15 protein-coding genes and 1 tRNA gene are annotated in these 12,547 nt (G+C 66.5%); 5 read left to right on the top strand and 11 right to left on the bottom strand.

Annotated elements, in window-relative coordinates; translation table 11 throughout:
• Positions 1-36 precede the first annotated feature (36 nt).
• On the top strand, positions 37-1,224 hold the full coding sequence (locus K9B35_RS17400) for an acetyl-CoA C-acyltransferase (RefSeq protein WP_224923267.1): 1,188 nt from the start codon (positions 37-39) through the stop codon (positions 1,222-1,224).
• Between the two features lie 57 nt (positions 1,225-1,281).
• Here K9B35_RS17400 and K9B35_RS17395 read toward each other — a convergent pair.
• Positions 1,282-1,355 (bottom strand) — tRNA-Gln (locus K9B35_RS17395).
• Between the two features lie 168 nt (positions 1,356-1,523).
• On the opposite strand from K9B35_RS17395, the gene K9B35_RS17390 reads away from it, so the two are divergent.
• Both K9B35_RS17390 and K9B35_RS17385 read left to right on the top strand, forming a co-directional pair.
• Complete coding sequence (locus tag K9B35_RS17390; RefSeq protein ID WP_412103479.1) at positions 1,524-2,582, top strand: Ppx/GppA phosphatase family protein; 1,059 nt, start codon at positions 1,524-1,526, stop codon at positions 2,580-2,582.
• Complete coding sequence (locus tag K9B35_RS17385) at positions 2,579-3,265, top strand: RlmE family RNA methyltransferase (protein ID WP_224923265.1); 687 nt, start codon at positions 2,579-2,581, stop codon at positions 3,263-3,265. Before K9B35_RS17390 ends, K9B35_RS17385 begins: the two co-directional genes overlap by 4 nt.
• On the opposite strand, the gene K9B35_RS17380 is transcribed toward K9B35_RS17385, so the two are convergent.
• Positions 3,262-3,750 (bottom strand): SH3 domain-containing protein, encoded by a 489-nt coding sequence (locus K9B35_RS17380; RefSeq protein ID WP_224923264.1) that lies wholly within the window; start codon positions 3,748-3,750, stop codon positions 3,262-3,264. The genes K9B35_RS17385 and K9B35_RS17380 overlap by 4 nt on opposite strands.
• A 98-nt stretch (positions 3,751-3,848) precedes the next feature.
• On the opposite strand from K9B35_RS17380, the gene K9B35_RS17375 reads away from it, so the two are divergent.
• Positions 3,849-4,844, top strand: coding sequence for a 2-hydroxyacid dehydrogenase (locus K9B35_RS17375; protein WP_224923263.1), 996 nt, complete (start codon positions 3,849-3,851; stop codon positions 4,842-4,844).
• 2 nt (positions 4,845-4,846) lie between these two features.
• Positions 4,847-5,266: a VOC family protein gene (locus tag K9B35_RS17370; protein WP_224923262.1), complete on the top strand. Its 420-nt coding sequence runs from the start codon at positions 4,847-4,849 to the stop codon at positions 5,264-5,266.
• Between the two features lie 144 nt (positions 5,267-5,410).
• Here K9B35_RS17370 and K9B35_RS17365 read toward each other — a convergent pair whose 3' ends face one another.
• The 9 genes from K9B35_RS17365 to K9B35_RS17325 all read right to left on the bottom strand — a co-directional run bounded on the left by K9B35_RS17365 (position 5,411) and on the right by K9B35_RS17325 (position 12,470).
• The gene (locus tag K9B35_RS17365) at positions 5,411-5,767 is read right to left on the bottom strand and encodes a HesB/IscA family protein (protein ID WP_224923261.1); all 357 of its coding nucleotides are present in this window, start codon (positions 5,765-5,767) and stop codon (positions 5,411-5,413) included.
• Positions 5,767-6,231: an SUF system Fe-S cluster assembly protein gene (locus K9B35_RS17360; RefSeq protein WP_224923260.1), complete on the bottom strand. Its 465-nt coding sequence runs from the start codon at positions 6,229-6,231 to the stop codon at positions 5,767-5,769. Before K9B35_RS17360 ends, K9B35_RS17365 begins: the two co-directional genes overlap by 1 nt.
• Complete coding sequence (locus tag K9B35_RS17355; RefSeq protein WP_224923374.1) at positions 6,228-7,430, bottom strand: cysteine desulfurase; 1,203 nt, start codon at positions 7,428-7,430, stop codon at positions 6,228-6,230. Before K9B35_RS17355 ends, K9B35_RS17360 begins: the two co-directional genes overlap by 4 nt.
• Before the next feature lie 5 nt (positions 7,431-7,435).
• Positions 7,436-8,533 carry a SufD family Fe-S cluster assembly protein gene (locus tag K9B35_RS17350; RefSeq protein ID WP_224923259.1) on the bottom strand — a complete coding sequence of 366 codons (1,098 nt, stop codon included), beginning with the start codon at positions 8,531-8,533 and terminating at the stop codon, positions 7,436-7,438.
• A gap of 61 nt (positions 8,534-8,594) precedes the next feature.
• On the bottom strand, positions 8,595-9,179 hold the full coding sequence (locus tag K9B35_RS17345) for a 2OG-Fe(II) oxygenase (protein ID WP_224923258.1): 585 nt from the start codon (positions 9,177-9,179) through the stop codon (positions 8,595-8,597).
• 29 nt (positions 9,180-9,208) lie between these two features.
• On the bottom strand, positions 9,209-9,961 hold the full coding sequence (gene sufC, locus K9B35_RS17340) for a Fe-S cluster assembly ATPase SufC (RefSeq protein ID WP_224923257.1): 753 nt from the start codon (positions 9,959-9,961) through the stop codon (positions 9,209-9,211).
• A 141-nt stretch (positions 9,962-10,102) separates the two neighbouring features.
• Positions 10,103-10,591 carry an energy transducer TonB gene (locus K9B35_RS17335; protein WP_224923256.1) on the bottom strand — a complete coding sequence of 163 codons (489 nt, stop codon included), beginning with the start codon at positions 10,589-10,591 and terminating at the stop codon, positions 10,103-10,105.
• The gene (sufB, locus tag K9B35_RS17330) at positions 10,588-12,051 is read right to left on the bottom strand and encodes a Fe-S cluster assembly protein SufB (protein WP_224923255.1); all 1,464 of its coding nucleotides are present in this window, start codon (positions 12,049-12,051) and stop codon (positions 10,588-10,590) included. Before sufB ends, K9B35_RS17335 begins: the two co-directional genes overlap by 4 nt.
• On the bottom strand, positions 12,051-12,470 hold the full coding sequence (locus K9B35_RS17325) for an SUF system Fe-S cluster assembly regulator (protein WP_224923254.1): 420 nt from the start codon (positions 12,468-12,470) through the stop codon (positions 12,051-12,053). Before K9B35_RS17325 ends, sufB begins: the two co-directional genes overlap by 1 nt.
• Between the last annotated feature and the right edge of the window lie 77 nt (positions 12,471-12,547).

Below are 12,547 nucleotides of genomic sequence, written 5' to 3'. Positions count from 1 at the left end.
AGACCGCCCGCAACGCAAACTCCCGGAGAGGCTTTCATGTCCACCGATCCCGTCGTCATCGTTTCTTATGCCCGCACGCCGATGGGCAGCATGCAGGGCGCGCTGGCCGATGTGACCGCGACCGAGCTGGGCGCGACCGCAGTCGGAGCGGCGGTCGAGCGTGCCGGGCTGAAGGGCGAGGCGATCGAGCGTATCTATATGGGCTGCGTCCTGCCTGCCGGGCTTGGCCAGGCCCCTGCGCGCCAGGCCGCGATCCGCGCGGGACTTCCGCAGCATATCGAGGCGACGACGGTCAACAAGATGTGCGGATCGGGGATGCAGGCCGCGATCATGGCATCGGACGCGCTGGTGGCGGGATCGGCCGACCTGATCATCGCTGGCGGGCTGGAGAGCATGACCAATGCGCCGTATCTGTCGCTCAAGCACCGCAATGGCGCGCGGATTGGCCATGACCGGCTGTTCGACCACATGTTCCTCGACGGGCTCGAGGACGCCTATGAACCCGGCCGCGCGATGGGCACCTATGCCGAGGAGATCGCGACCGAATATCAGTTCACGCGTGAGGCGCAGGACGATTACGCCATCGCCAGCCTGACCCGCGCGCAAAAGGCGCAAGCGAATGGCGGCTTTGATCGCGAGATCGTGCCCGTCGAGGTCAAGACCCGCAAGGGCGTGGTCACCGTCGCGATCGACGAACAGCCGTCCAAGGGCGATCCCGCCAAGATCCCGACGCTCAAGCCCGCCTTCGCCAAGGACGGCACGGTGACCGCGGCGAACGCATCATCGATCTCAGACGGCGCGGCGGCATTGGTGATGACTCGCGCGTCGGTGGCGGAGCGGCTGGGCCTCACCCCGGTCGCGCGGCTGGTGGCGCATGCCGGCCACGCCCATGCGCCCGCACGCTTCACCACCGCGCCCGTCTTCGCGATGCAGAAGGCGCTGGCCAAGGCTGGTTGGGGGATCGGCGATGTCGACCTGTTCGAGGTCAATGAGGCGTTCGCGGTGGTCGCGATGATCGCCATGCGCGATCTGTCGATTTCGCACGACGTGCTCAACATCAATGGCGGTGCGTGCGCGATGGGCCACCCGATCGGTGCGAGTGGCGCACGGATCATGGCGACGCTGATCGCCGCGCTGCAGAATAACGGCCAGAAGCGTGGCGTCGCATCGCTGTGCATCGGCGGGGGTGAGGCGACGGCGGTGGCGCTGGAACTGATCGATTGAGGTCACGCGACGCGACCGGTGCACTGCGCCGGTCGTGGTCTGCGACGATCAGAGAATTGGATGCCCCGTGTGGATTCGAACCACAATTAACGGAGTCAGAGTCCGTGGTCTTACCATTAGACGACAGGGCATCGCGCTCGGAGGCGCGCATCTATGCGGGCTTTGCTTCCGGGTCAATAGGGTAACGACACAGAAGCGCTAGGGCGCCGCTTGCCTGCCCCAAGTCCTTGCGCTAGCTTGGCTACCAAGCACCGGCGGCCCATTTCGGCCGTGACGGAAGAACATAAGTGAGTAGTTGCATGGGGGATGGCTCCGCCAGGATGCCGCGCCCGCCGGCGAAGAAACCGGCCCGCCCGGCCCCTAATTCGGCCCCGGTAACGGGGCGTGCGCGCTGGCCCGAGGCGCGCCATTATGCCGCGCTGGATCTGGGCACCAATAATTGCCGTTTGCTGATCGCCCGTCCGACGGGCGGCGGATTCACCGTGGTCGATGCCTTTTCGCGGATCGTGCGTCTTGGCGAGGGGCTGGCATCGAGCGGGCGGCTGTCCGATGCGGCGATTGAGCGGACGATCGCGGCGCTGCGCATCTGTGCCGACAAGCTGCGCCGCCGCAACGTTGCCCTGTCGCGCTCGGTCGCGACTGAGGCGTGCCGGCAGGCGGCGAACGGGCCGGAGTTCATCCAGCGCGTCTACCGCGAGACTGGCATCGTGCTCGACATCATCACCGCCGAGGAAGAGGCGCGGCTCGCCGTGCTCGGCTGCCACGCATTGCTTGAGCCCGGCGATGGCCCGGCGCTGGTGTTCGACATCGGCGGGGGATCGACCGAGCTGGTGGTGGTCGATTCGACCGGTGAGACGCCGCGCATCCTCGACTGGCACAGCGCGCCATGGGGCGTGGTATCGCTGACCGAGGCGCGTGGTATCGTGGGCGATAACGACGCCGCGACGCGCGCTGCGGCCTATGCGCGGATGCGCGGCGCAGTGGAGGAGGCGTTCGCGCCGTTCGTCGCGCGGCTTTCGAAGATCAACGGCACACCGCGACTGCTGGGCACCAGCGGCACCGTAACGACGCTCGCCAGCGTGCATCTTGGTCTGCCATCCTATGATCGCAATGCGGTCGACGGGCTGATCGTGCCGGCCGCATCGATGCGCGCGGTAAGCCAGCGGGTTGCGGAACTGGACCTTGCCGGGCGATCGGCAATCCCGTGTATCGGGTCAGAGCGCGCCGATCTGGTCGTGGCGGGCTGTGCGATATTGGAGACGATCATGGATATCTGGCCCGCCGAACGGCTCGGCATTGCCGACCGCGGCATTCGCGAGGGCATTCTTCGCCGTCTGATCGACGGACGCAGGCTGTGAGTCGGGGCGGCAGCCGCGGTCATACGCGCGTGCGCACCGCGCGCGGACGGACGACTCAGTCGGTGCGCTGGCTCGAACGCCAGCTCAACGACCCCTATGTGAAGCGCGCCAAGGCCGAGGGCTATCGCAGCCGTGCCGCCTACAAGCTGATCGAGCTCGATGAGAAGTTCGATATGCTCAAAGGCGCCAAGCGCGTCGTCGATCTCGGCATCGCGCCCGGCGGGTGGGCCCAGGTGATTCGCCGCAAGCTGCCCAAGGCGGCGGTGGTGGGCATCGACCTGTTGCCGGTCGATCCAATCGAGGGCGTCACGATCTTTCAGATGGATTTCACCGACGATGCCGCCCCCGATCGGCTGATCGAGGCTCTGGGCGGCGCACCGGACCTGGTGATGTCGGACATGGCCGCGAACACTGTCGGCCACGCGCAGACCGATGCGCTGCGCACGATGGGACTGGTCGAAACCGCGCTCGACTTCGCGATCCGCAATCTCGCGCCCGGCGGGGTGTTCGTTTCCAAGGTGTTCGCGGGTGGAGCCGACAGCAATCTGGTCGCCGAAATGAAGCGCAATTTCACGAGCGTGAAGCACGCCAAGCCGCCGTCGAGCCGCAAGGGATCGGTCGAATGGTTCGTGGTGGCGCAGGGGTTCAAGGGGCGGGTGGAGGACCCGGTAGAGGACGCTTAAGGCACTTCCTCCCCGGGGTCGGTGCCCCAGATGCGGTTCTGTTCGACATAGCCGCCGCGTCCGCGGACATCGAGCCAGCACCAGCCGCGACGGCAGCGGCTGATCTTGCCCACCACGCCCGGCGCGGCGCGCCAGTTGACCCGGGCGCCAAAGCGCGGCTCGTCGCGCATCTCGAGCACCGATCCGACGACGATCGCGGTGCGGGTGCTCGACAGCAGCGAGACCAGCATCCAGCCCTGTGTTCCGTCCGGGTCCTCGACCTTGCGCCAGTCATTATAGACCTCGATTACCTTGATCGGCAGGTCGGCGCGGACATAGAGCCAGCTGGAGGGATAATTGCGGCCCGGCCCGGTACGCATCCGCGCCTTGCTCGCAGCGATCGACGCGAAATAGGGCGGCTTGCGCTGCTGCGCCCAGGCGTCACCGATCGCGCAGATACCCAGCGCGATCGTCACCAGCGCGGCAAGAACCACCCGCAATTGCATTATTTCCCCCGAAAGCACGTGTCGCGATCACCTTAGGGGCGGTGGGGCGTCCGCATCAACCGTTGACTGGCGCACGCGGCGGGGCCAAGCGATCCGGCATGGCACAGCCGCGCGTATCCCGGCCCCGCGTGATCGTCACCCGCAAGCTCCCCGATGCGGTCGAGCAGCGGATGGTCGAGCTGTTCGACACCGGCCTCAATCCCGTCGAAGAGGGCATGGACCGTGCGGCGCTGGTCGCGGCGGTGCAGGAATGCGACGTGCTGGTGCCGAGCGTCACCGACACGATCGACGCCGAACTGATCGCGGCGGCGGGCGAACGGCTGAAGCTGATCGCCAATTTCGGCGCGGGCGTGAACCATATCGACCTGCGCGCGGCGCGGGCGCGGGGCATTGTTGTGACCAACACGCCCGGCGTGCTGACCGAGGACACCGCCGACATGACGATGGCGCTGATTCTGGCGGTGCCGCGGCGGTTGGCGGAGGGTGAGAAGCTGGTCCGCTCGGGCCAGTGGAAGGGCTGGTCGCCGGGCGGGATGCTTGGCCACCGCATCGGCGGCAAGGCGCTCGGCATCGTCGGGATGGGCCGGATCGGGCAGGCGGTGGCGCGTCGGGCGCGGGCGTTCGGCTTGTCGATCCACTATCACAACCGCCACCGCCTGCCCGAGCAGGTTGAGGCGGAGCTGCGTGCGACCTTCCACGCCGACCTTGATACCATGCTGGGCGAGATCGACATTCTGACGATCCACACGCCGCTCAACGACACCAGCCGCGACCTGATCGATGCGCGGCGGATCGGGCTGCTCGGGCGCCATGTCTATCTCATCAACGCCTCGCGCGGCGGGATCGTGGATGAAGAGGCGATGATCGACGCGCTGGAGGGCGGTCGGCTGGCCGGCGCCGGGCTCGACGTATGGCGGTTCGAGCCGCAGATCGACCCGCGCCTGCTCGCCTTGCCCAATGTCGTGATGACCCCGCATATGGGCTCCGCGACGTTCGAGGGGCGGCAGGCGACGGGTGAGAAGGTGATCGCCAATATCCGCTTCTGGGCCGACGGCCATCGCCCGCCCGATCAGGTGCTGGAAGGATGGATGTGACCATGACGATGCCGCGCTTTCACCTCGCGATTCCGGTCGATGATCTGGAGGCGGGGCGCGCCTTTTACGGCGAGCTGCTCGGCTGTCCGCAGGGGCGCGAGGATCCCGATCACTGGATCGATTTCGACTTGCGCGGGCATCAGTTGGTTCTGCACAAGGGCGAAGGGGCCGGGGTGCGGCTGCGCAATGCGGTCGATGGCGATGCGGTGCCGGTGCCGCATTTCGGGCTCGTGCTCGATTGGGATGAATGGCACGTGCTGGCCGATCGGGTGAAGGCGGCGGGAACCGAGTTCGTGATCGAGCCGCATATCCGCTTTGCCGGTCAGCCGGGCGAGCAGGCGACGATGTTCTTCTTCGACCCGGCTGGCAATGCGCTGGAGTTCAAGGCATTCAAGGATATCGGGCAGCTGTTCGCGGTTTAATCCGCTGCTTTGGCGTCCTTTGCCGCCCGCCGCTTCTTCATCGCGCGGGCGATCAGGATGCCGCCGAGGATGAACCCGCCCGGCGCGAGCAGCACCGTCGCTGCGAGTGCTGCGTTGCGGGCGGTGTTCGACTTTTCGGGGGCGTCAGACAGTGAAGCTCTCGCCGCAGCCGCAGGCGCCCTTGGCGTTCGGGTTGTTGAACACGAAGCCTGCGGTGAAATCGTCCTCGACCCAGTCCATCGTCGACCCGATCAGGTAGAGGATTGACCCGCCATCGACGAACAGCGTGCCGCCGGGTGTGTCGATCCGCTCGTCCATCGGGTTGGCGGCGGTGACATAGTCGACCGAATAGGCGAGGCCCGAGCAGCCGCGGCGCGGGGTCGACAGCTTGACGCCGATCGCCTCTTCCGGTGCGCGCGACATCAGGTCGGCGATGCGGGCCTCCGACGCCGGGGTCAGCAGGATCGCGGCGGGGCGGGCGCGGGTTTTGACTTCGGTCATCACAACATCCCCAGCTCAAGCCGTGCTTCGTCGCTCATCTTGGCCGGGTCCCAGGGCGGGTCCCAGACGAGATTGACCTCGGCATGGCCGACACCGGGCACCGCGCCGACGCGAAGTTCGACTTCGGCGGGCATCGATTCGGCGACCGGGCAGTGCGGGGTGGTGAGCGTCATCGTCACCACCGCATGGCCCGCATCGGTCACCTCGACATTGTAGATCAGGCCGAGGTCGTAGATGTTGACGGGGATTTCGGGGTCGTAAATGTCCTTCAAGGCGTCGATGATCGCGTCATAGGTCGCGCCGCCCGGTTCGCCATTGGGGACATCTGTGGGCTTTTGTGAAAGGAAGCCGTCGAGATAGTCGCGCTTGCGTTCAAACGTCTCGCGCGCATCTTCCACGCGTGCGCGGGGCGGCGCGGCGACGGCGTCCACTTCCTCGACTTCAATCCTGCGTTCTTCGTTCATCCGAAGATCCTCGTCACTCGTTCGATTCCCTTGACCAGCGCGGCGATGTCGCTCGCACTATTATAGACGCCGAAGCTGGCCCGTGCGGTGGCGGGCAGGCCGAGGCTGTCCATCAGCGGCTGCGCGCAATGATGCCCGGCGCGGATCGCGACATTGCCTTCGTCCAAGATGGTGGCGACGTCGTGCGGATGCACCCCCTCCACGACGAAACTGACAATTCCGGCACTGTCGTCAGGGCCGAGCAGTCGGACGCTGTTGAGGCCGGACAGCGCGTCGCGGGCTTGGCGGACCAGCGCGCTTTCATGCGCGTGGATGCGGTCGAGGCCGATCGCATCGACATAATCGATCGCGGCGTGGAGGCCGGTGACGCCGATGATGTGCGGAGTTCCCGCCTCGAACCGGCCCGGTGCGGGGGCGTAGGTTGTCTTCTCGAACGTCACCCGGTCGATCATCGCCCCGCCACCCTGCCACGGCGGCATCGCGTCGAGCAGGTCGTGGCGGCCCCACAGCACGCCGATCCCGGTCGGGCCGTAGAGCTTGTGGCCGGAGAAAACGTAGAAGTCGCAGCCGAGTTCGGCGACGTTAACGGCCAAGCGCGGCACGGCCTGACAGCCGTCGATCAGGATCTTCGCACCGACGCCATGGGCGAGTTCGGTGGCGCGCTTCACGTCGAGGATCGAGCCCATGACGTTGGAGACATGGGTCAGCGCGACCAGCTTGTGGCGGTCGGTCAGCATCGCCGCCATTGCGTCGAGATCGATGCGGTGATCGTCGGTCAGCGGCACCACGTCGATGACCGCGCCGGTACGCTCGGCTGCCATCTGCCAGGGCACGATATTGCTGTGATGCTCGAGCTGGCTGAGCAGGATGCGGTCGCCGGGCTTGAGGTTGGGGATCGCCCAGCTCTGCGCGACGAGGTTGATCCCCTCGGTCGCGCCGCGCATGAACACCACTTCGTCTTCGCGCCCACCGATGAAGGTCGCGACGCGGCGGCGCGCGGCCTCATAGGCGAGCGTCATGTCGGCCGAACGCTGGTACACGCCGCGATGAACCGTGGCATAGTCCTGCGCATAGCCGCGTGTGATCGCGTCGATCACCGCCTGCGGCTTTTGCGAGGTCGCGGCGGTGTCGAGATAGGCCCAGCCCGCGGGGATCGCCGGGAAATCGGCGAGGACGTCGAGCGGGGCGGTGGCCGTCAGCGTGCTCACAGCGCCGCCTCCAGCCACGCATCGGCGTCCGCTGCGAACGCCTCGCGCACCGCTTCGTCACCGATCCGGTCGATCGCGTCGGCGACGAAGGCGCGGGTGAGCAGCGCCTTGGCCTGTGCTTCCGGGATGCCGCGCGACTGCATGTAGAACAATGCCTTGGCGTCGAGTTCGCCGACCGTCGCGCCGTGCGCGCACTTCACGTCGTCGGCGAAGATTTCGAGTTCGGGCTTCAAATTCACCGTCGCGGTGCGCTTGAGCAGCAAGCCGCGCAGCGATTGCTCGCCATCGGTCTTTTGCGCATCGCGGCGCACTGCGGCGCGCGACGCGATGCTGGCGGTCGAGGTGTCGGCGGCGACCGCGCGCCAGATCTGGCGGCTGGTCCCTTCGGGCGCCGCGTGATCGGCGACGGTCGCTGAATCTGCCTTCTCGCCGCCACGGGTGAGCAGCGCGCCGCCCGCTTCGCCAAAAGCGCCTTCGCCGGTCAGCGTCAGCCGTGCCTCGACCCGCGCGGTGCGGCAGCCGGTGACCAAAGCGGTGCTGACGAAGCTGCCGGCCTTGCCGATGGTCGCATCGGCATAGTCGGTATGCGCGCCGTCGTCCTTGAGCACGCGAACCGCGCGCATCAGCCGCGCCCCTTCGCCAAGCTCGACCCACAGATTGGCGTTGCTCCAGCCGGAACCGACATGGGTTTCGACCAGCGAGGCGACGGCGTCGGCCTGAAGCACGATCGTGTTCGACAGATGCGCGACGCCGCCGGTGGTGGCGTGGATCACCTGAATTGGCCCATCAAGTGCGGCCTGCGCATCCAGATGCAGAGCAAAGCCCGTCTCGGCGCTGGCGGACGCAGCCTGCGAATAGGGGTTGGCGCGGGTCATGGCCGCCGCGGCGGATACCGCTACCGGGCCGGGCGTGCTCGCGTCGGCAACGAATGCGCCGTCGACGAACAACAGGCGCGGGCCGGGCAGGTCGATCCACAGATGCGCGACATCGGGCGCGGCTGCGCGCGGCGTCGCCGCCAGCGCGTCCAGCGGCGCGGCGTCGAACCAGCGCCAATCCTCCGCGATCGGGGCGTCGAGGATGAGGCCGTGCGTCATCGACCATCTCCATTCGATCGCGGCAGTCCGGTTGGCATGTGATCGGCGGGTTGCGTCGCGCTCATCGCGGATCCTTTCCGTAAAACCAGCCGGTATAAACCTGTCGGGGCCCACCGGCGGTGATTGGCAGCAGTCGATGTTGCAGGTCGCGCCCCACCGCGAAGAGCAGCGCGGAGCCTTGTTCGACATGGCGGTGTTCGGCAAGCACCTCCCCGTCGCGGACGCGCAGTTCGAACTTGCCGCCTTCATAGGCGGCCTTGCCAAGATTGATGGTGATCCCGATCCGGCGCGCGGGTTCGCGCATGTCGCTATGCCAGTCGAGGCCTGCCGAGGCGTTGGGTTCGATCTGGATCACCCGCCCGCTGGCGCGCTCCAGCCGATCGCACCCGGTGACCGCCTCGACCCAGCGGAGCAGTTCGGGCCGACACAACATCAGCGAGATTACGCCACCGGCACGCGGCGGATCCTCCGCCTTGCGGAACAGCAGATTGTCGACGCCATCCTGGCTCCAGCCGCCCTGCTCCAGGATTCCGTCGATCCGCGCCAGGAGGTCAGGTTCGAGTATATCGCGGCTGGGCAAGGCGCGGGTGCGCAGAAAATCCTGCCGCAGATCGTCGGCCGATGCGAACAGGTTGACCCTGGACATACCGACCGAGAATAGGCGGGACGCCTGCATCATGCTGGCAGGGCTGCGGCGTTGACATAGCCTTCGCGCTCCAGCTCCAGCGCCAGCTCCGCGCCACCGGTGCGGGTGATGCGACCATCGGCGAGGATATGGACGAAGTCCGGCTTCACATAGTCGAGCAGCCGCTGATAATGGGTGATCAGCAGCACCGCCTTGTCAGGCGCGCGCATGATGCGGTTGATGCCGTCGCCGACGATGCGCAGCGCGTCGATGTCGAGGCCGCTGTCGGTTTCGTCGAGGATCGCGAGGCGCGGCGCGAGGATGCCCATCTGGACCATCTCGTTGCGCTTCTTCTCGCCACCGGAAAAGCCGACATTGACCGGGCGCTTGAGCATCTCGGCATCCATTTCCAGCGCGGCGGCCTGGGCGCGGGCGAGTTTGAGGAACTCGGCGCCCGACAGCGGGGCTTCGTCGCGGGCGCGGCGCTGGCTGTTGAGGCTTTCGCGCAGGAACTGGACGTTCGACACGCCGGGGATTTCGACCGGGTACTGGAAGCCGAGGAACAGGCCGGCGGCGGCGCGCTCGTGCGGTTCGAGTTCGAGCAGGTCGGTGCCGTTGAAGGTCACGCTCCCTTCGGTCACCTCGTAGCCGGGGCGGCCGCCGAGGACATAGCCGAGTGTCGACTTGCCCGCGCCGTTGGGGCCCATGATCGCATGAACCTCGCCCGCATTGAGGCTGAGGGTCAGGCCCTTGAGGATCGGCTTGCCGTCGATTTCGGCGTGGAGATTGGTGATTTGGAGCATGTTATCCTGCGTGCAAATTCTGGATAGCGTCGCCCTGGGCTTGGTTCAGGGTCCACGCGTCCACGGGCGACGTCGTCGCTTGCGGCGCGGTGGATGCTGAAACAAGTTCAGCATGACGGAAGAACGGGAACTGCGTGGCGCTCACCGTGGCTCCTCCTGCTTCATCGTGCCCAGCGTGATCGCGGGGGTGCCGCTTTCGTCCTTGGGCGGGGGCGGGAGTTTGCCGAGGCGGTTGGGGTCTTCGTCTGGTTTGCCCGCGACGACCGGGCCGACGGCGGGGGTCTTGGGCGGTTCAGGCTTGAGCGAAACGCCAAGGCCGAGCTTGGGTTCGGGGGTGGGCAGGAGCTTGGGCGTGACCGCCGTCAGGCCGGTGCCGGTGCCGCCGCAATATTCCTGACCCACGGTCGAAGTCACGCAATCGGGCAGCGCGGTGCACGCGGCATCATCGATCCGCTTCGTGCCCGACGATTTGAACACGCGGCAGTTGATCAGCCGACCATCGGCCGCGCGATCGAACACCAACGCGACGCGGCCGATGCGGGCGGTGATGACCACCTCTTCATATTCGGGCTCTGGCGCGGCGATCGCATCCTGCGGAACCACGGCCAGAAGAGCGAGCGCGGCGATCACCCCACCGACCCCTCAAGGCTGATGCCGAGCAGCTTCTGTGCCTCGACCGCGAACTCCATCGGGAGCTGCTGGAGCACCTCCTTGGCGAAGCCGTTGACGATCAGCGCGACGGCGGCTTCCTGATCCAGCCCGCGCTGCATCGCGTAGAACAGCTGATCCTCGGAAATCTTGCTGGTCGTCGCCTCATGCTCGATCTGCGCGCTGGGGTTGCGCACCTCGATATAGGGGACGGTGTGCGCGCCGCATTCGGAGCCGAGCAAGAGGCTGTCGCACTGGGTGAAGTTGCGCACGCCCTCTGCGCCCGGTGCGACGCGGACGAGACCGCGATAGGTGTTGTTCGAGCGGCCGGCGCTGATCCCCTTGGAGATGATCGTCGAGCGCGATCCCTTGCCATTGTGGATCATCTTGGTGCCGGTATCGGCCTGCTGGCGGTTGTTGGTGACCGCGACCGAGTAGAATTCGCCGACGCTGTTTTCGCCGTTGAGCACGCAACTGGGGTATTTCCAGGTGATCGCGCTGCCGGTTTCGACCTGCGTCCAGCTGACCTTGCTATTGCGGCCCTGACACAGCGCGCGCTTGGTCACGAAATTGTAGATGCCGCCCTTGCCGTTCTCATCGCCCGGATACCAGTTCTGGACGGTCGAGTATTTGATCTCGGCATCGTCGAGCGCGATCAGTTCGACCACGGCGGCGTGGAGCTGGTTTTCGTCGCGCATCGGTGCGGTGCAGCCTTCGAGATAGCTGACATAGCTACCCTTGTCGGCGACGATCAGCGTGCGTTCGAACTGGCCGGTATTCTCGGCATTGATGCGGAAATAGGTCGACAGCTCCATCGGGCAGCGCACGCCCTCCGGGATGTAGACGAAGGTGCCGTCGCTGAAGACCGCGCAGTTGAGCGCGGCGAAGTAGTTGTCGTGCATCGGCACGACCTTCCCCAGCCACTTGCGCACCAGGTCGGGATATTCCTTGATCGCCTCGCTGATCGAACGGAAGATGACGCCGGCAGCTTCGAGTTCCTTGCGGAAGGTGGTGGCGACGCTGACGCTGTCGAACACCGCGTCGACCGCGACCTTGCGCGCGCCCTCGACCCCCGCGAGCACCTTTTGCTCCTCGATCGGGATGCCGAGCTTTTCATAGACGCGCAGGATTTCGGGATCGACCTCGTCGAGGCTGCCGAGCTTGGGCTTCGCCTTGGGCTCGGCGTAATAGTACGCGTCCTGATAGTCGATTGGGTCGATGTCGAGCTTCGCCCAGTCGGGCGCGGTCATCGTCAGCCAGTGGCGATAGGCTTTCAGGCGCCAGTCGAGCATCCATTCCGGCTCGTTCTTCTTGGCCGAGATGAAGCGGACGGTGTCTTCGCTCAGCCCCTTGGGCGCGAAGTCCTGTTCGATGTCGGAGGAGAAACCCCACTCGTACTTCTTGTTGGCGGCGGCGATCGCCTCTGCGTTCTTCGTGGCCATTATCCGGGTACCGACTGGGAGGAGAGTGAGGCGAGGGTGATGCCCGCGAGTGCGTCGCGGACCGAGGCGTTGACGCTGGTCCAGTGCGGCTTCACGCGACAGGTGGCGACGATCACGCAATCCTGCTTGGTGGCATCGATGCAGCCGGTGAGCGCGATCGGGCCCTCGATCGCCTCGACGATATCGGCGAGGCTGATCGCGGCGGGCGGGCGGGCGAGGCGGAAGCCGCCGCCGGTGCCGCGCGTGCTTTCGATGAGGCCGGCCGAGGACAGGCGGCTGACCAGTTTCTGCACCGTGGGGAGCGGCAGCCCGGTCTCGTCCGCCAGCAGCGTCGCGTTCAGCCGCCCGCTGACGCCGCAATGGCGCGCGGCGGCGGAGAGCATCACCACTGCATAATCGGTTTGAGCGGAAAGCCGCATGGGGTCCTTCGCAGTTGCGAACAATTCTCAAATCGGAATGATTCGTTCCGATTGGGCAAATGGGCTTGGGGGTCGCC

This window comes from Sphingomonas sp. R647, from assembly GCF_020177055.1.
Taxonomy (GTDB): Bacteria; Pseudomonadota; Alphaproteobacteria; order Sphingomonadales; family Sphingomonadaceae; genus Sphingomonas.
This window is presented reverse-complemented; position numbering and strand designations above follow the sequence as displayed.